Source organism: Micromonospora sp. NPDC003776 (assembly GCF_053605645.1).
Genome location: NZ_JBSGJR010000024.1, coordinates 1 through 16,368, shown reverse-complemented (window position 1 = coordinate 16,368; position 16,368 = coordinate 1). Strand labels below are relative to the sequence as shown.

Sequence of the window (16,368 nt, the reverse complement as noted above, 5' to 3'; positions counted from 1 at the left end):
TAGCGCGCATCCGAGCAGGCCCTCTCATCCAAAGTCTCCACCGAAGTTTCAATGGTACGTTTGAGCCACATGAGCCAGGACATTCGAGACTTCGTACCCGTGCCATGTGATCTCCTCGCCCTGGGCGAGCCGACCCACCAGGAGCCGGCCTTCGGCGCGGTCCGTAACGAGCTCTTCGCCCAGCTGGTCGACCTCGGCTTCCGTTCGATCGCCCTCGAAACCGACAGGGTGGCCGCGCTCGCCGTTAACGACTACGTGCTGCACGGCACCGGAAGCCTCGCCTCGGTGATGAGCGACGGCTTCTCCCACAACTTCGGCGCCCTCGAGGCCAATCGGCGGCTGGTCGCCTGGCTACGCGAGTACAACCGGAACCGGCCGGCGCAGGAGCGCCTGACCTTCCACGGTTTCGACGCCCCGACCGAGAACACCAGCGCGCCCAGCCCGAGAAGCTATTTCGAGTACGCGCGCGACTATCTCCAGCTCGAACACCTCGACATCGCAGGGATCGCCGGGGACGACCACCGCTGGAGCCGCGATGAGGCGATCCTCGACTTCACCCAGTCCATGGGGGCCACGCCCGAGGCCGAGCGGCTGCGCAGCATCGGCGAGGATCTGCGTACGAGGCTGTACGCCCGCGCACCGGAGCTGATCGGGAGGACCTCACCCGCCGAGTGGCGCCGGGCCAGGACGCATCTCGACGCGGGCCTGTGGCTGCTCCACTACCACTGGCAGGCGGCGCAGCCCCTCGCTCAGGGCGATCGGATCTGTCTCCTGTTGACCACGCGGGACACGTTGATGGCCCGCAATCTGCTCGACATCCGCAGCGTCGAGGCCGGGCGCGGCCCGACGATGCTCTTCGCCCACAACTCGCACCTGCAGCGGAACGGGAGCGCCTGGAGCCTGGGAGAACTGACCGCCAACTGGTACGGCGCCGGCGCCATCGTCGACTCCCTGCGGACCCAGAGCTATGTCTTCATCGCGGCCAGCCTCGGGCGCAGCGAGGTTCTGGCGCTCGGCGAGCCCGAGCCGGACACCTTCGAGGGCTTGCTGCAACGCCGCATCACCGACTGGGGCCTGATCCCCGCCGCCGCCGTGTCCCCGGCTCGCACCCGCACCGACACCACCCCGCGGCAGGGCTACTTTCCGCTCGACCAGGCGACGGTCGACGCAGCGGACGCGATCATGCACATCACCGGACACACCCGCCCGGACATCTGATCAGGCCGCAGGAAAAGGGGCTGGTCGCGAACATGCTCGGGTTGGTAGCGTTCGGGCCGACCGTGACCTTGACCGAGGAGGTGAGACCCATGAACGCGGTATCCGTGTGGGTGCTCCCCCGCTTCGTCACGGGCGGACGAAAGACGTAGGTGTCTTCGGGAGCGCCTCAACAACAAGGCACTCCCGAAAGGCACCAACCCATGCACCCTCTGCAGTTCACCGCCGAGTCGACGTCCAACGGCATGCGCGAACGCGACTTCACCGTCGGCGACGTACCCGGTGTGCTCTGGTCGCCGACCACCGGCGCCGATCGCGCGCCCCTGGTCCTGATGGGGCACGGCGGCGGCAACCACAAGAAACATCCGGCGATGGCGGGCCGCGCCCACCTTCTCGGGACCGGCTGCGGCTACCACGTCGCCGTCATCGACGCGCCCGGTCACGGCGACCGGCCGCGCACCGCACACGACGAGCAGGAGATCGCCGAGCTGTACCGGGCAAGGGAGGCGGGCGAGCCGGAAGGCCCGGTCGTCGTCCGCTACAACGCCTACCTGGCGGAGCTCGCCGTGCCCGAGTGGCAGGCGACCCTGGACGCCCTCCAGGAACTCCCGGAGATCGGCACCGACGGGCCGGTCGGCTACTTCGGCCTCAACATGGGCACGGCGATCGGTGTGCCGCTGGTGGCGATCGAACCCCGGATCACGGCGGCGGTCTTCGGCCAGCACTGGCCCGATGTCCTGGCCGAGAAGGCAGAACAGATCACCATCCCCATCGAGTTCGCCATGCAGTGGGATGACGAGCACATCCCACGCGAGGCCGGTCTCGCGCTGTTCGACGCCTTCGCCTCGAAGGAGAAGACGCTGCACGCCAACGCGGGACGGCACAAGGAACTGCCCAGGTTCGAGGCTGACAGCGCGGTCCGGTTCTTCGCTCGGCACCTCGGCCGGACCGCGCCGGCGTGACCGCAGCGGTGCCGGCGTCCGGCGCACCAGCCGGGCGCCGGCACCGCGAGGCCGGCCCATCCGATCAGAACACCGCTCTCGCGGGCCTCGGCAGCGCTCGCCTCAACCAGATGACGACCCCTGCACCGCGGCCGCGAGTTGCGGGTCGAGCAGGGCGTTCCCGAGCGGTGTGAGGGTGTGCAGCACCGTCTTGCCGACCCGGCCCGTACGGATCAGCCCGGCGCTACGCAGTACGGCGGTGTGCTGGCTGATCGACGCGGCGCTGACCCCGACCCGGCGGGCAAGTTCGCCGGTGCTGCTGCCCTCGCCGATGGACTCCAACACGGCCGTGCGGGTGTCGCCGATCAGCCGTGCCAGCGAGACACGTGGCGCGAGCGCCGCGGCCGACACGGCCAGGCTGTGCTCGACGGGATACACCAGCACCTGCGGCAGGGTGCGGTCGTGCAGGAAGTCGGGGGTGTTCATCGAGATGAACGACGGGACCAGCAGCAGCCCGCGACCGTCGAGGTGCAGGTCCTGGTCGTGGTGCACGTCGACCGACAGGACCGGCGACGACCACCGCATCATCGGCAGGTAGCTGCGCAGCAGTCCCTCGCCGCCGCCATCCAGGAAGGCCCGGGACCGCCGGGCACGGTCGGCGTCAACGTGCGCCCGCGCCTGCTCCCAGTACGGTTCGACGGCGCAACGAAAGTGGCCGCGTATCGCATCGGCGAGTCGATGCACGGCCTCCCGGTCGCCGGCGGCGAGTTGCCCGGCCCATGACGGCAGCCGGTGCCGGCTGGCCAGAATGCCGAGTTCGGCGCGGAAGCGAGAGCGGGGCGTGCTGAGCAACGCTTCGATCCCGGCGTCCAGCCCGAGCTGGCCTTCGCTGGGCGTGAGAAAGTCCGGAAAGTAGCCGCCCGGTACCAGCGCGCTCAGCATGGCCAGGTCGTCCCGGGAACAGGCCTGCGCGGCGGCGCGGCGCCAATGGTGAAAGACGAGCGGCAGGCCACGGTCCCGCAGGCGGAAGATGCTGAGCACGGTCTCCCACATGGGATCCGGCTGCGACAGCACCCGCACCCGGCCGAAATCCTCGGCAGTGAAATGGATCCGCAGCACAGCGGCCGCCCTTCACAGCGATCACCGCATCGACGGCGGTCACGCTAACGGGCAACGTGCCGGATGGCAATCGAGTGACCAATGGCGGACAGGCGCCTTGCCGGAGGCAGAACCACGACCACGGTCATGAGCGGCCCCACGCGCTACATCTCCCGGGAGACCTGGGCGCATCCCCGCCGCTGGCCAGCAACCCCGCGCTGGCTGCGATGATCCTTTGCGGCCCACGGTGATGCCCTGGGTGACGCGGCGCGGAGCCGCCGTACGGCCGTACGCTGCTCCGCATGGCACCGACGACCGGTCAGCGGGCACGCATGCGCGGCTGGCTCCAGGACCTGCGGCTCGTCGCGATCTACGAGGACGTGCCGGACGACGAAGTCCGGCGATGGTGGAACTGCAACGAGACCGGCGTTCTGGATGCCCTCATCGACGCGGCGCCCGGATTCCGCCTCGGCCCGATCGTGACCGCCGACGGCGACCCGCCCAGCCCCACCCAGCGGGTGTCGTCGCTGATGTTCCTGCGCGGCACCTGCCCAGAGGAGTTCGAGCCGGACGTCCGGGCGCCCTACGTGATGCCGCTGCTCGACGCGGGGCTGCGCGCCGCGCTGCTGGCGGCCTTCACCCCACGAACCGGTGACCACCCGCTGATGGCGGCCGAGCCGGTCGACGCCCTCGCGGCGTTCCTCGACGAACACCACGGAGCGCGGCTGCTCACGCACACCCCCACTGAGGCGGTCGAGGTGCTGCTCGGTCTCGACGCCGGCTGACCGCGCGGCGGCACATTTAACCCTCGCCTTCAAGGTCTGGCCCGCCCGTGGCGGGCCGCTCGACGATGACCTCCGCAGCTTCGCTGCGCACGTGTCCCGGTACTGCACGTCACCTGCCCGGGAAGGTCTCGAGCGGACGAGTAGATGGAGATCTGATGCGCATCAGGAAAACCTTAGCGGCACTGATCACGACCTGCGCGGTGGCGTTCACCGTGGGGGTGACCCCTGCGTCGGCGCAAGCCGACTCCTGGCCGCAGTGGTACGTCGACTACATCAGCGTGCTGAAGCCGGCGAACGGCGGAAGCACCACGATGGTCATGGACGTGATGAACGCGTCGTCGGCCAACATGGCCCCGGTGCAGCTGTGGCAGTACACGGGCGGCTGGAACCAGAAGTGGTTAGTGCGGTCGAAGTACATCGACGGGAGCGGCAACTACGGTTACGAGATCGTCAACAGGAACTCCGGCAAATGCCTCGACCGCCGCGCTGATCTCGGGCTCGGGAACGGCAACGCCGTGCAGCAGTACGACTGCACCGAAGCGTCGAACCAGATCTGGTGGCCGGTCAGGGTCGGCACCAGCAACTGGGTCATGTTGAAGAACGGCGCTGACCGCCGTTGTCTCGATGTCCGGGACGTCAGGTACGCCAACGGGGCACCCCTGCAGGTCTGGGACTGCAGTGGCAACTGGAACCAGCGCTGGAACATCTACTGAACCCGGCACCACCTGATCCGAGCAATGAACACCGCGGCAACTCCCCCAGGAGTTGCCGCGGTGTTCTCCGACGGCGGTGGTGCGCGTCGTCAGATGTGGGCCACGACCTGCCGGAGCGGATGGCCCAGGATCGCTTCGATCGCGGCGATTTCCTGGCGGGTGAACGCGTACTCCGCGCGGGCCGGGTTGGCGACCGCGATCTCGAAGCGAGCGAAACCGCTGGGCCAGTCGAACTCCACGGAATCCAGCGAGACAGCCGCCAGGCAGCACGGCGCCGTGACGATCAGGCTGTCGAACTCGCCCTCTGTTTCCTCGATGAGCTCCCCGTACCAGTCCAGCGGGATCTGCTGATCGCAGCGCGGACACGTGATCCGCTGGATGTTCTCGCCCGCGTCGACCGCGGTGATCCGGTCGTGGAACGTGACCGTGACATCCTGCTGCACGCCGTCGGGGTCGGGAAAGACCCGCCGGACGTACGCCTCCGCCTCGGCGGCCGCCACCCTGCTGGGCTGCCACTCGACGTCAGTGGGAATCAGGGACACGTAAAGGTCGCTCACGGGCACGATTCTCGCCCACGTCCGGCATCGCTGCCCTGAGCAGAATGACTCGCTTCCCGCCGACCACTGTGGGCACGCTGTCGGAATGGGAGCGGGCTTCAGTGGTGAGGTGGCGACGTACTACGCGAGGTACCGGCGCGGCTATCCGCCGGAGGTGCTCGACGCGCTCGTCGCGGCGTTCGGCCTCGGCTCCGCAGACACCGTGGTCGACCTCGGCTGCGGCACCGGCCAGCTGAGCCTGCCGCTGGCCGCCCGAGTGGGGACCGTCATCGGCGTGGACCCGGAGGCGGACATGCTGGCGCTGGCCCGCCAGGCCGCGCTCGACGCGGCGACCACCAACGCGATGTGGCTGCTCGGCGTTGACACCGACGTGCCCGCGCTGGGGCGGCTACTCGGCGGACGGGCGATCGGCGCCCTGACCGTGGCTGTCGCGATCCATTTCATGGACCGCGACACGCTGTTCAGAGCCGCCCGGCCGCTGCTGCGCCCCGGGGGCGGCATCGCCGTGGTCACCAACGGCACCCCGCTGTGGTTGCAGGACGCCGAGTGGTCGGAGGCACTGCGCGCATGCCTGGAACGGCTGCTCGGACACCCCGCTGTCGCGGCATGCCAGACCGACGAGGTGGGCCGCCGGCGCAACCAGGACGCTCTCGTTCGCGCCGGCTACCGGTACGCGGAGTCGTCGGTGCGGTACGACGCTTCGCTGAGCGTGGAAGACATGGTGGGCGGGGTCTTCTCCGCCATGTCGGCCGACCGGCTGCCCTCTCCGGAGGGCCGGGCCGCGTTCGCCGCCGAGCTCCGCGACAGCCTCGGCGGACGCGACAAGGTCACCGAGCGGGTATGCGTCCGGCTGCAGTTCGGCACACCCGCCGGGCGGGCCACCGCAGTGTGAGGACGGCGTGCCACCTGAGGAGCCGGATCCCGAAGGGCACCCAGGCGATCACCGTCTGCCTCACCGCCACCGGCGTCGCCCTGCTGGTGGCCCGGCTCGCGCGGCCTGGCCGAGCGCCGCCGCGTCGGCGGGAGATTCGCTGTCCGGTTTCCGGGGCACGGTGACAGACAGCCGGGGTGAAGAGGCCCTGGAGTTTCCCGATCTGCTACAGCTGATCGACGAACGGTCGACCGCCTTCCGCGCCCCGGTCGCGGCCGGGTTCGCTGGACTCGTTGAAGCTCGACGGCGACCGAGGTCTCTTCGACCTGCTGGTGGCCTGGGACCCGGCTCAGTAGGGGCGCGTAGACAACTGTTGGTAGTGCAAGGCGGTCCCCGCCCCTTGAAGAGGGCCGATTCGGGTCGCCAACCTGCGAGACACAACGAAGGGTTGGGCGGGAATAGGCTGGCTCGGTGGACACCGAGGCAGTGCGATCGTTCGTGCGGGCGGCCGAGCTGGGGCAGTTGCAACACGCGGCCGACGAGCTGGGCGTGACACAGCAGGCGGTCTCGAAGCGGATCGCCGCCCTGGAGCGCGAGCTGGAGGTCCGCCTGTTCACCCGTACCGCCAGAGGGGTCGAGCTGACGCTGGACGGCCAGGCGTTCCTGCCGCACGCGCGGGCGGTCGTCTCGAATGTCGACCGTGCCGTCACCGCGGTCAGGCCGGGCTCACGGGCCCTTCGGATCGACGTGCTGGGCCTGCGCAGCGCGCAGGCCGTCCTCCTGCACGACTACTGGCGCTCGCATCCGGAAACCGACCTCGACGTGGTGACCCTCAGGGTCAACGACCCGCACGTGGTGGCGGCCGCCGTCCAGGCAGGCGACATCGACGCCGCGTTCCGCACCGTCACCGATGCGGCCACGCTGCCCCGCGGCGTGCGGATGATCCACGCCTTCGACTCCCCGCTGGAACTCCTCGTCGGCCCCCGGCATCCGCTCGCCTCCGCACGCACAGTCACCCCACCCCAGCTGAGCAACCTGCGCATCTGGGTGCCGGGCATCGTGCCCCGCAGCGAGTGGGCGGAGTTCTACGATCAGCTCGCCGACGCCTTCGACCTCCGCGTCGACTCGACCGGTCCGAACTTCGGTGACGAGGTGCTCCTCGACGCTCTCGCCGACTCGGCCGACCTGGCCACCCTCGTCGGCGCGCGCGACCGGTACATCTGGCCGACGAGCCACGACCTGCGCCGCATCCCGATCGTGAACCCGGCGCTCGCCTACCCGCTCTCGCTCATGTTGCCCCGGACGAATCCGCACCCGGGGCTTCGAGCGATCATCAACCATCTGGCAGGCCTGCCACCGCTCCCCGGGCCCGCCTGGCACCCGTCCTGGGCGATGGCGCCCGGCCGCCGCGCCGACACCGTCGCGGGCAGCCGCCGCTGACAGCTGCGACGAACGGAACGAGCACCGCACCGCCCGGTGTACGAAGATTTCCGGAGGATTCTGAGCCGAGCGTGTCGGATCAACGCGGCGGCGTTCGTAGCAGGGGTGGAAGGCGGCCCGAGGGCGGCGACCCGACGACAGGAGATGATCCCGATGGCGCAGTACCTGATGTCCGTGCTCGACGACACGGCCGGCTTGGCCACCGCGGAGGAGATGGCCGCGATCGACGTCTTCAACGAGCAGCTCCAGGCCGAGGGCCACTGGGTCTTCGCCGGCGGCCTCGCGTCGCCCAGCACGGCCACCGTCGTCGACGCCCGGGCCGGGGAGCCGGTGTTCACCGACGGGCCCTACGTGGAGTCGAAGGAGCACATCGCCGGCTTCTGGATCATCGAGGCCCCCCACCTCGACGTGGCGCTCCGGCTCGCCGCCCTGGGGTCGAAGCACTGCAACCGGAGGGTCGAGCTCCGGCCGTTCCTGGGTTGATGAGCGACGTCAACGAGGTGATCACCCGGGTCCACCGCGAGGAGTGGTCCCGGGTGGTCGCGGCTCTGGCCCGGCGCGTCGGCGACCTCGACATCGCCGAGGAGATGGCGGCCGAGGCGTTCGCGACCGCCGTCGAGCGCTGGCCGGTCGACGGCGTCCCGCCGAGCCCCGGCGCGTGGCTCACCACCACCGCCCACCGCAAGGCCATCGATCGGCTCCGGCGCGAGACGCGGCGCGAGGAAAAGCACCGGGAGGCGCTGATGCTGGTCGACATCCCCGAGCCGCTCGGCGCCGTCGACGACGACCGGCTCCGCCTCATCTTCACCTGCTGCCACCCGGCTCTGGCCATGGAGGCGCGGATCGCGCTGACCCTGCGGATGGTCGGCGGGCTCACCGTGCCCGAGATCGCCCGCGCGTTCCTGCTGCAGGAGGCCGCCGTGGGCCAGCGGATCACCCGCGCGAAGGGGAAGATCAAGGCGGCGAAGATCCCCTACGGCGTGCCGTTACGCGAGGACCTTCCGGCCCGGGTCACCGGGGTGCTCGCCGTCCTCTACCTGATCTTCAACGAGGGCTACCTGGCCTCCGGCCCCGGGAAGGAGCCGGTCCGCACCGACCTCACCGCCGAGGCGATCCGGCTGGCCCGGCTGCTCCGGGCCCTGATGCCGGCGGACGGCGAGGTCGCCGGACTCCTGGCGCTGATGCTCCTGACCGACGCCCGCCGGGCCGCGCGGGTGTCGGCGAGCGGTGAGCTCGTCACCCTCAATGAGCAGGACCGTGGCGCCTGGGACCGCGAGCTGATCGCCGAGGGCCATGCCCTGGTCCGCGCGCGCCTCGCCGCCGGCCAGGCGCCGGGCCGCTACCAGATCCTGGCCGCGATCAACGCCGTGCACACCGATGCTCGCGACGCGCGCGACACCGACTGGTCGCAGGTCGTCGCGCTCTACGACCAGCTGGTACGCGTCGACCCGTCGCCGATCGTGCGGCTCAACCGGGCGATCGCGGTCGCCGAGCTCGACGGCCCGCAGGTCGCGCTGGCGCAGGTGGACGGCCTGCCGCTGGAGGCCTACCACGCCTACCACGCCACCCGCGCCGACCTGCTGCGCCGGCTGGGCCGCAGCGAGCAGGCGCGGGCGGCGTACGAGCGGGCCATCGGGCTGGCCGGCAACAGCGCGGAGCGGGCGTACCTGATCCGTCGCCGCGACCAGCTGGCCGGCCCGTGAACCGCATCAAGGTTTCCGGTGTCGGGTTGTCGATTTCCCGGCTCCTCGTTCGTCTTATCGCCTGACCATGTGATCGTGGCGAGGAGGACGCGATGAAGTACGTCATGCTGATCTACCAAGGTGCCGCGCTCGAGCGCCAGGCCGCGCTGCCCGAGGAGGAACAGAAGCAGGTCCACGCCGACTACCAGGGCATCAACCAGATGCCGGGTGTCACCCCCGGGCTACCGATGGGCCTGCCCGAGAACGCGACCACCGTGCGGGTCGAGGGCGGCAGGACCCTGACGACCGACGGCCCGTTCGTCGGGATGAAGGAGGCCGTCGCCGGCTGGTTCATCCTCGAGGCGGACGATCTCGACGCGGCCATCGAGGTGGCGACCCGGGTCCCGGCGGCGCGTTATGGTGGCGCCGTCGAGATCCGCCCCTCGGAGGTGTATTGGTAGCGACCCTCGACCAGGTCTTCCGCGAGGAGTGGGGCCGGGTCCTGGCCACCCTGATCGGCTTCCTCGGCGACTTCGACCTCGCCGAGGAAGCCGCGCAGGAGGCGTTCGTCGTCGCCGCCGGCCGGTGGCCCCGCGACGGCATCCCGCGCAACCCGCGCGCCTGGCTGATGACGACGGCCCGGAATCACGCCACGGATCGCATCCGCCGCGACCGGTCCCTCACCGCCAAGCTCGGCCTGCTCGTCGCCGGCGATCACGCCGAGGCGCCGACGAACCCGACGTTTCCCGACGAGCGCCTGGAGCTCATCTTCACCTGCTGCCACCCGGCGCTCGCCCTCGAGGCGCAGGTTGCGCTCACGCTGCGCGCCCTGGGCGGCCTCACCACTGAGGAGATAGCTCGTGCCTTCCTGGTGACGGAGCGCACCATGGCGCAACGGCTGGTGCGGGCCAAGCGGAAGATCAAAGCGGCGGGGATCCCGTTTCGCGTGCCACCGGTTCACCTGCTCCGCGAGCGTCTCGACGCCGTTCTCGCCGTCGTCTACCTGATCTACAACGAGGGTTACGGCGGGCGCGACGAGCTCGCGGCGGAGGCGATCTGGTTGGGGCGGGCGCTCGCCGAACTGCTCCCGGGCGAACCCGAGGTTCACGGGCTGCTGGCGCTGATGCTCCTGCACGATTCCCGACGCGAGGCGCGGTTCAGCGACGGCGAGCTCGTGCTGCTGGGCGAGCAGGACCCGTGCCGGTGGAACAGCCGGCAGATCGCCGACGGGCGGGCCGAACTCGACCGGGCGCTGGCTCTGGGTGGGCGCGGGCCACATGTGCTCCAGGCCGCCATCGCCTCGTTGCACGCCGAGGTGCCGTGCGACTGGGCGCAGATCGCGGCACTGTACGGCGAGCTCGGCCGCCTGACCGGCTCGCCGGTCGTGGAGCTCAACCGCGCCATCGCCATCGCCGAGGCCGAGGGCCCCGAGGCCGGCCTGCGCATCGTCGACCGACTCGATCTCGACGACTTCCGCTACCTGCATTCGACCAGGGCCGAACTGCTGCGGCGTCTCGGGCGTACCGCCGAGGCGCGCGACGCCTATCGACGCGCGAGACAACTCACCGACGACGGCGCCGAGCGGCGCTTCCTCGAGCGCCGGCTGACGGAACTGGCAGCCACGACAGGTTCGGGTTAGCCGGTAGTTCTTCCGGGTGAGGGCCGCTTGACACGCGGTGAGACGCCGCCTACTTTCACAAGCAGATGCTTTAGCAAGCCAGTTGTTGTGAATCTGAGAGGAGGCCCGAGTGACCAGCGCCAGCAGCACGCGGACCGAGGACTTCACCGCGGTCCTGAACCTTCCCGCCAGCCCCGCAACCGTGTCAGCGCTCTTCACCTCCGCCGCCGGCGTGAGCCGTTGGTGGGGTCCGACCGAGGGCGATGCCGCGGTCGGCGGCACGCTGGTAACCAGCTTCGGCGGGCACGGCGCCAACGCGATGCGCGTCCTCGCGGCCGGACCCACCCGGGTGGTCTGGGAACCCGTCGCACTCGACGGGACGACACCGACCGGACACACGCAGGAATGGCTCGGCACGACGATGGAGTTCGACATCGCCGCCGCCGGCACCGGCACTGAGCTGCGCTTCCGGCACGCCGGCCTGACCCGGCAGCTCGAGTGCTGGGACGCCTGCGTCGCTGCCTGGACGTACTTCCTGGCGAGCATCGAGGCCTTCGCCAGGACCGGCACGGGCACCCCGTTCGGGGCCTGAGACCCTGATCTGATGACCGAGCGACAGCAGCCGTCGCCCGCAGCACCCGATGCGGTGCTGCGGGCGCTCGCCGACCCGCACCGGCGACAGATCCTGCGCCTCGTCCAGCACACCGAGCTGCCTGCGGGCCAGATCGCGGCAAGCTTCACGCTCACCCAGCAGGCGGTCAGTCAGCACATCGGCGTGCTGAAGCAGGCCGGTCTCCTCGCCGAGCGCCGCGAGGGCACCCGCCGCCTCTACACGCTGCGCCACGAGTCGCTCGAGCCGGTGCGCGAACTGCTCTCCGAGTTCTGGCCCGACGCCCTGAGCCGCCTGAAGAAGGCCGTCGAGACGGCCCATCCCCCAGCATCGAAGAGGTGACCGTGACCGCCGAGATCCACGACGACGTCATCGTCGCGACCGAGCACATCAAGGCACCGCCCGAAGTTGTCTTCCCGTACCTCACCGACCCGGCGCTCATCGTCACGTGGATCGGCATCCGGGCTGAGCTCGACCCGCGGCCCGGCGGGGTGTTCTCGCTCGACATGGGTGAGGTCGTCGCCAGCGGCGCCTACACCACCGTCGACCCGCCGCACCGCGTCGTGTTCACCTGGGGCATCCCCGGCAACGACGACCTGCCACCCGGCGCATCGACCGTAGAGGTCGTACTGACCCGGGACGGTGACGACACCACTGTCGTGCTCACGCACCGCGGCCTGCCAGCCACGTTCATCGGCATCCACCGCGCCGGCTGGGAACACCAACTCGGCCGATTGCCCGCCGCGGCCGGCTGAGCCGACTGCACGGCGGTGTCGGCGTCGCCGCGAATGTCGCTCCCGATCCTCAGCCGACCCCGACGGTCTGCCGCTCGGGCTCGATCACGGCCACCACCCGTTCCTGTTCCCGGGAGTAGGGCACTCCGAGGTACTTCGTGGAGATCTCGTCGATGATCTGCCACCCCGCATCACCCTCGATCCACTCCACGACTCGTCCACGGATGACGACTGGCTCGAACGGGTTGTCGGCGGGCGCGATGGAGAGCGCCACCCGCGGGTCGCGGCGCAGGTTACGCGCCTTGCGGGAGCCCGGGCCGGTGAGGAAGACGATGCGGTCGCCGAGCGTGCCGATCCACAACGGAACGGTATGGGGTGAGCCGTCCGGGAGAACGGTGGCGAGGTGCGCGATGGAGGTGCCGTCGAGTACGCGGCGTACGTCGGGGTCAAGCATCTGGTTACTCCTTCAGCGGGGTTTGTCGGCGCGGCACGCGACATGGCTGGCGACCGTCGGGACGAGGTCGAAGGTGGGAGCGAAGGCGGTGTTGCCGTGGGCCGTGGCCACCGCCGGGTCGAGGATCAGCGGAGGACCTCGTAGTGGAGGTGGGTCACGCCCGGCGCCGGGACGACGTCGACGAGCCGGAGCCGCACGTGCTCCGGCAGCGACTGGAAGTAGGGCCGGCCGGCGCCGAGCAGGATCGGCACCTGATGCAGGATCACCTCGTCGACGAGGCCGGCCGCCAGGGCCGCCGTCGCGACGCCGCCACCCATGAGAGCGACGTCCTTGTCGCCGGCGGCATCCCGCGCAGCCGCGACCGCGTCCTCGATGCCGGTGGTGATCAGCGTCTGGCGGTCGCTCATGCCGGGCACCGGCCGGTGGCTGAGCACGACCAGCGGCGCGGTCGGGTGCGGGGTGCCGCCGTGGATCCACTGGGAGTCGTCGTAGGTGTGGCGACCGGCCAGGCTGGCGCCGACGCGGCCGGCGATGGCGTCGAACACCCCGGCGCTGGGTGCACTCAACCGGAATCCGTCGAACACCTGGCTCGGGGTGTCGCCGTCGAAGTACCAGTCGAACAGCATCGGGGCGTCGCCGAGCCCGCGACCGGCGCCGGGATCGCGACCGGTGATGTACCCGTCGACCGAGACCGCCAGCGCGACGAAAACTCTGCCCATGTCCGCACCCCTCTTCTGAGTTCCTTCAAGAGACTCCATGACGCTAGCAGTCGGAGTTCCTTGAGGGAACCCTGATTGCTAAACTGGCGTCATGCAGCGCACGAACTTCGGTGAGATGGCGTGCTCGATCGCGCGCACGCTGGACGTGATCGGCGAACCCTGGTCGCCACTGGTCCTGCGCGACGTCTATGCCGGCTTCACCCGGTTCGAGCAGATCCAGGCGGATCTCGGCATCTCGCGCAAGGTGCTCACCGAGCGACTGAACCACCTCGTCGAACAGGGGGTGCTCGAGCGCCGGCCCTACGACCAGCGGCCCCGCTTCGAGTACGTCCTGACCGAGAAGGGCAACGAACTCGTCGACCTGCTGATGGTGATGGTCAACTGGGGCGACAAGTGGCTCGCCGGTCAGGCCGGCCCGCCGGTGCTGTACCGCCACCACGCGTGCGGCCAGGTCAGCAACGTCGACCTGCGCTGCGCACACTGCGGCGAGCCGATGCACGCCGGCGACGTCGTCCTCCTTCCCGGGCCCGGTGCGGCAACCTGAGGCACCGGGCCCGCACCGCCGGCGGTGCGCGGTGACGGCCGCCGGAGCGAGGCCGGAATGGGCTACGCCACACGGCGCGCCAGGACGGCAGGGTCAGGCACCTGCCACGGCGTACGTCGCGATGATCGCGCCGGTGCTGGTCACCTGACTGTCGGCCAGCCGCAGTGCGCGGTGTACGCCGTCGGCGCCGAACAGGCGCTTTCCGCCGCCCACCAGCACCGGGTCGATCATCAGCCGCAGTTCGTCCAGCAGGCCCAGGGCCAGCAGCGCCTGGACGAGCCCGGGGCTGCCGATGACATGCAGATCCTTCCCCTGCTGCGCCTTGAGCGCGTGCACGGCCGCACCGAGGTCGCCGCGCAGCAGCGTCGAGTTCCGCCAACCGAGCGGCTCGTCGAGCGTCGTCGAGGCGACATACTTCGGCAGGGTGTTCAGCGGCTCGGCGAGCACCTGCTGGTCCTGCGGCGCGGTCGGCCAGTGGGCGGCGAAGACCTCATACGTGCCCCGCCCCAGCAGGTAGCCGCCCGCGCCGCGGACGTTCTCGATCACCCAGTTCATGGACAACTCGTCGAAGTAGCGGGCATGCCAGCCACCGTGCCGGAACCCACCGCTCGCGTCCTCGTCCGGATAGCTGGGCGACTGCACCACCCCGTCCAGCGTCGTCCACACGTTCGCGATCACCTTCCGCATCCCGGCCTCCCCGGTCGTCGCCCGCCGCTCGCCCTCCCGGCGCGAAACGGCTCCGTCACCCTGGGACGGAGCCAGGCGTCCGACTTCGACATGCCGAACGCGGGCGGATACCAATGGTGGCTGCGTTCATGCGGGTTCGGCGTACCAGCGGCGGTGCACCGACGGTTCGACGGCGAGGACGCCGGCTGCGGCCAGGACCGCGCAGCCCGCGGTGGGCAGATTCGGCGCCGTCCAGGCCGCGGCGAGACCGGCGGCGGTGGCGACCCATGGACGGATGAGGGTCAGCGGCCCGAGGCCGAGCAGGATGAGGAACGTCGCCGCGCGGCGGGGCAGCACCGCGTACCCGATGAGGGACGCCACGACGACGGCCGCGAAGGGGCCGACGACCCACAGCATGGTGCTGCCCGCCCGGGTGAGGTCGGTGTAGCGGGTGGCCGGATCGGGCGCGGTGGCCACGGTGACGCCGAGGACGAGGGCCAGGCAGCCGAGCACGGCCGCGTTGACGGCGAGCCCACGCCGCATCGCCAGGAGGTAGTAGCCGCGTTTCCGGATGAGCCCGTTGCGGCCGGTCGCCGCGCGGAACCCGGCCAGCACACCATCGACCACCGCGATCGCGGCCAGAACCACCGGCATCGCAACCGCAGGACTCACCATGGCCGGCGCCTGCTCCGGGTCTCGGTGACCAAGTGGCGCGCGGCCGGGCCGAGCGCGGTTCGCAGCGCCGACACGTCCGGTGGGCGCACCCCCAGGATCGGCCGGACCGACGCGCAGCAGGGGTTGCTGTGGTGGACCGGCCAGTAGAACATCGGTACGAGGCCGGGTGCCGACCCGGCTGCGGCCATCAACTCATGGCCAGCGTGGGCGCGGCGGGCCGACGCCACCCCGTCGTGGCGACCCAACGGCTCGCGCATCCGCGCTCGGTGGAACATCCAGGCACCGAGCGGTGCCAGCCGGGTGGCCGCGATGTCGAAATGGCAGTATGCGCGTGCGCCGGCGTCGGCCTGGGCGCGGAAGAATGCGCCGAGGTCGTCGCCGCGCAGGTGGTGCAGCACACCGGTGGAGATGTACACCGTGGCCGGGCCGGGCAGGGCGAACGCCTCGCCCTGCACGAACCGGCACGGCAATCCCTCGGCTGCGGCCAGCCTGGTCGCCTCGGCGACGAGCGCGGCGTTGAAGTCGACACCGCAGAGGTCCACGTCACCGAGCACGCCGGAGACGGCGAGCCATCGGATCGCGTATCCGATGCCGCCGCCGACATCGACGATCCGTGGGCGCTCACCGGGCCGGGCCACCGCGGCCAGCAGTGGACGCAGCAGCTCGGCCAACTGCTCGGCGATTCGCAGTTCCTCGTTGATCCGCTGGAGTTCGGTGTGCGTGCGCACCAGCAGCCGTTCCACCGCGGCCGCATCGAGCACGCCGTCGTGGTGTGGCAGTGCTGCCACGATCCGAGCGCCGCGCCGGTCGCCCGCCGCGCGAAGCGCCGCGACCACCTCGTCCCGCTGCACCGGCAGCGTCGCTGATTAGCTTAGGGATCCTGAGTCGGATGGGGTTTCCGGGATGGTTTCCCACCTGGGTGGGGTCGCGTGGGCGTGGAGGTGGAATCCTGCGCCCAGGGCGGCTCCGCGTGGCCGGTGGCCGGTGGTGGGTGTGCTGATCGTGTTCACGCTCTGGTGCCGGTGGGCGGCGCGGGGCAGCCTGGG

21 protein-coding genes are annotated in these 16,368 nt (G+C 70.6%); 14 read left to right on the top strand and 7 right to left on the bottom strand.

Going from position 1 to position 16,368, the window contains the following annotated elements:
• Positions 1-69 precede the first annotated feature (69 nt).
• Entirely contained in the window at positions 70-1,218 is a 1,149-nt protein-coding gene (locus ACWEVO_RS04375; RefSeq protein ID WP_452306148.1) for an erythromycin esterase family protein, read from the top strand.
• A 200-nt stretch (positions 1,219-1,418) separates the two neighbouring features.
• Complete coding sequence (locus ACWEVO_RS04370) at positions 1,419-2,177, top strand: alpha/beta hydrolase (RefSeq protein WP_452306147.1); 759 nt, start codon at positions 1,419-1,421, stop codon at positions 2,175-2,177.
• Positions 2,178-2,279: 102 nt separating this feature from the next.
• Here the strand turns inward: ACWEVO_RS04370 and ACWEVO_RS04365 are convergent, their stop codons facing one another.
• Complete coding sequence (locus tag ACWEVO_RS04365; RefSeq protein ID WP_452306146.1) at positions 2,280-3,275, bottom strand: ArsR/SmtB family transcription factor; 996 nt, start codon at positions 3,273-3,275, stop codon at positions 2,280-2,282.
• A 281-nt stretch (positions 3,276-3,556) separates the two neighbouring features.
• Here ACWEVO_RS04365 and ACWEVO_RS04360 point away from each other — a divergent pair, with 281 nt between their 5' ends.
• Together ACWEVO_RS04360 and ACWEVO_RS04355 are read left to right on the top strand one after the other, a co-directional pair.
• Entirely contained in the window at positions 3,557-4,039 is a 483-nt protein-coding gene (locus tag ACWEVO_RS04360) for a hypothetical protein (RefSeq protein WP_452306145.1), read from the top strand.
• 155 nt (positions 4,040-4,194) lie between these two features.
• Positions 4,195-4,752, top strand: a complete 558-nt coding sequence (locus ACWEVO_RS04355) for an RICIN domain-containing protein (RefSeq protein WP_452306144.1) — start codon at positions 4,195-4,197, stop codon at positions 4,750-4,752.
• Between the two features lie 89 nt (positions 4,753-4,841).
• On the opposite strand, the gene ACWEVO_RS04350 is transcribed toward ACWEVO_RS04355, so the two are convergent.
• The gene (locus tag ACWEVO_RS04350) at positions 4,842-5,252 is read right to left on the bottom strand and encodes a hypothetical protein (RefSeq protein ID WP_452306143.1); all 411 of its coding nucleotides are present in this window, start codon (positions 5,250-5,252) and stop codon (positions 4,842-4,844) included.
• Between the two features lie 142 nt (positions 5,253-5,394).
• Here ACWEVO_RS04350 and ACWEVO_RS04345 point away from each other — a divergent pair, with 142 nt between their 5' ends.
• From ACWEVO_RS04345 to ACWEVO_RS04305, 9 genes are all read left to right on the top strand, one after another.
• A complete protein-coding gene (locus tag ACWEVO_RS04345; RefSeq protein WP_452306142.1) occupies positions 5,395-6,201 on the top strand; it encodes a class I SAM-dependent methyltransferase in 807 nt (268 codons plus the stop codon).
• A 450-nt stretch (positions 6,202-6,651) separates the two neighbouring features.
• On the top strand, positions 6,652-7,620 hold the full coding sequence (locus ACWEVO_RS04340; RefSeq protein WP_452306141.1) for a LysR family transcriptional regulator: 969 nt from the start codon (positions 6,652-6,654) through the stop codon (positions 7,618-7,620).
• 153 nt (positions 7,621-7,773) lie between these two features.
• On the top strand, positions 7,774-8,103 hold the full coding sequence (locus tag ACWEVO_RS04335) for a YciI family protein (RefSeq protein WP_452306140.1): 330 nt from the start codon (positions 7,774-7,776) through the stop codon (positions 8,101-8,103).
• Positions 8,103-9,323, top strand: a complete 1,221-nt coding sequence (locus tag ACWEVO_RS04330) for an RNA polymerase sigma factor (RefSeq protein WP_452306139.1) — start codon at positions 8,103-8,105, stop codon at positions 9,321-9,323. Before ACWEVO_RS04335 ends, ACWEVO_RS04330 begins: the two co-directional genes overlap by 1 nt.
• A gap of 92 nt (positions 9,324-9,415) precedes the next feature.
• On the top strand, positions 9,416-9,763 hold the full coding sequence (locus ACWEVO_RS04325; protein WP_452306138.1) for a YciI family protein: 348 nt from the start codon (positions 9,416-9,418) through the stop codon (positions 9,761-9,763).
• Entirely contained in the window at positions 9,757-10,941 is a 1,185-nt protein-coding gene (locus ACWEVO_RS04320) for an RNA polymerase sigma factor (RefSeq protein ID WP_452306137.1), read from the top strand. The genes ACWEVO_RS04325 and ACWEVO_RS04320 overlap by 7 nt, the downstream gene beginning before the upstream one ends.
• Before the next feature lie 109 nt (positions 10,942-11,050).
• Positions 11,051-11,512 (top strand): SRPBCC family protein, encoded by a 462-nt coding sequence (locus ACWEVO_RS04315; protein ID WP_452306136.1) that lies wholly within the window; start codon positions 11,051-11,053, stop codon positions 11,510-11,512.
• 12 nt (positions 11,513-11,524) lie between these two features.
• Positions 11,525-11,872: an ArsR/SmtB family transcription factor gene (locus ACWEVO_RS04310; RefSeq protein ID WP_452306135.1), complete on the top strand. Its 348-nt coding sequence runs from the start codon at positions 11,525-11,527 to the stop codon at positions 11,870-11,872.
• Positions 11,869-12,285 (top strand): SRPBCC family protein, encoded by a 417-nt coding sequence (locus tag ACWEVO_RS04305; protein ID WP_452306134.1) that lies wholly within the window; start codon positions 11,869-11,871, stop codon positions 12,283-12,285. The genes ACWEVO_RS04310 and ACWEVO_RS04305 overlap by 4 nt, the downstream gene beginning before the upstream one ends.
• Before the next feature lie 49 nt (positions 12,286-12,334).
• On the opposite strand, the gene ACWEVO_RS04300 is transcribed toward ACWEVO_RS04305, so the two are convergent.
• A complete protein-coding gene (locus ACWEVO_RS04300) occupies positions 12,335-12,718 on the bottom strand; it encodes a PPOX class F420-dependent oxidoreductase (RefSeq protein ID WP_452306133.1) in 384 nt (127 codons plus the stop codon).
• A 125-nt stretch (positions 12,719-12,843) separates the two neighbouring features.
• Complete coding sequence (locus tag ACWEVO_RS04295) at positions 12,844-13,437, bottom strand: dihydrofolate reductase family protein (RefSeq protein WP_452306132.1); 594 nt, start codon at positions 13,435-13,437, stop codon at positions 12,844-12,846.
• Between the two features lie 91 nt (positions 13,438-13,528).
• Between ACWEVO_RS04295 and ACWEVO_RS04290 the strand changes: the two genes are divergently transcribed.
• Positions 13,529-13,981 (top strand): winged helix-turn-helix transcriptional regulator, encoded by a 453-nt coding sequence (locus ACWEVO_RS04290; protein ID WP_452306131.1) that lies wholly within the window; start codon positions 13,529-13,531, stop codon positions 13,979-13,981.
• Positions 13,982-14,074: 93 nt separating this feature from the next.
• Here ACWEVO_RS04290 and ACWEVO_RS04285 read toward each other — a convergent pair whose 3' ends face one another.
• From ACWEVO_RS04285 to ACWEVO_RS04275, 3 genes are all read right to left on the bottom strand, one after another.
• Complete coding sequence (locus ACWEVO_RS04285) at positions 14,075-14,668, bottom strand: dihydrofolate reductase family protein (RefSeq protein WP_452306130.1); 594 nt, start codon at positions 14,666-14,668, stop codon at positions 14,075-14,077.
• 126 nt (positions 14,669-14,794) lie between these two features.
• Entirely contained in the window at positions 14,795-15,301 is a 507-nt protein-coding gene (locus ACWEVO_RS04280; RefSeq protein WP_452306129.1) for a hypothetical protein, read from the bottom strand.
• A 14-nt stretch (positions 15,302-15,315) separates the two neighbouring features.
• Entirely contained in the window at positions 15,316-16,110 is a 795-nt protein-coding gene (locus ACWEVO_RS04275; protein ID WP_452306128.1) for a class I SAM-dependent methyltransferase, read from the bottom strand.
• Positions 16,111-16,368: the final 258 nt, after the last annotated feature.

Coding starts and splice junctions, on each gene's coding strand:
- ACWEVO_RS04375 (WP_452306148.1), top strand. CDS start 70: ATGAGCCAGGACATTCGAGACTTCGTACCCGTGCCATGTGATCTCCTC.
- ACWEVO_RS04370 (WP_452306147.1), top strand. CDS start 1,419: ATGCACCCTCTGCAGTTCACCGCCGAGTCGACGTCCAACGGCATGCGC.
- ACWEVO_RS04360 (WP_452306145.1), top strand. CDS start 3,557: ATGGCACCGACGACCGGTCAGCGGGCACGCATGCGCGGCTGGCTCCAG.
- ACWEVO_RS04355 (WP_452306144.1), top strand. CDS start 4,195: ATGCGCATCAGGAAAACCTTAGCGGCACTGATCACGACCTGCGCGGTG.
- ACWEVO_RS04345 (WP_452306142.1), top strand. CDS start 5,395: ATGGGAGCGGGCTTCAGTGGTGAGGTGGCGACGTACTACGCGAGGTAC.
- ACWEVO_RS04335 (WP_452306140.1), top strand. CDS start 7,774: ATGGCGCAGTACCTGATGTCCGTGCTCGACGACACGGCCGGCTTGGCC.
- ACWEVO_RS04330 (WP_452306139.1), top strand. CDS start 8,103: ATGAGCGACGTCAACGAGGTGATCACCCGGGTCCACCGCGAGGAGTGG.
- ACWEVO_RS04325 (WP_452306138.1), top strand. CDS start 9,416: ATGAAGTACGTCATGCTGATCTACCAAGGTGCCGCGCTCGAGCGCCAG.
- ACWEVO_RS04310 (WP_452306135.1), top strand. CDS start 11,525: ATGACCGAGCGACAGCAGCCGTCGCCCGCAGCACCCGATGCGGTGCTG.
- ACWEVO_RS04300 (WP_452306133.1), bottom strand. CDS start 12,718: ATGCTTGACCCCGACGTACGCCGCGTACTCGACGGCACCTCCATCGCG.
- ACWEVO_RS04295 (WP_452306132.1), bottom strand. CDS start 13,437: ATGGGCAGAGTTTTCGTCGCGCTGGCGGTCTCGGTCGACGGGTACATC.
- ACWEVO_RS04290 (WP_452306131.1), top strand. CDS start 13,529: ATGCAGCGCACGAACTTCGGTGAGATGGCGTGCTCGATCGCGCGCACG.
- ACWEVO_RS04285 (WP_452306130.1), bottom strand. CDS start 14,668: ATGCGGAAGGTGATCGCGAACGTGTGGACGACGCTGGACGGGGTGGTG.
- ACWEVO_RS04280 (WP_452306129.1), bottom strand. CDS start 15,301: ATGCCGGTGGTTCTGGCCGCGATCGCGGTGGTCGATGGTGTGCTGGCC.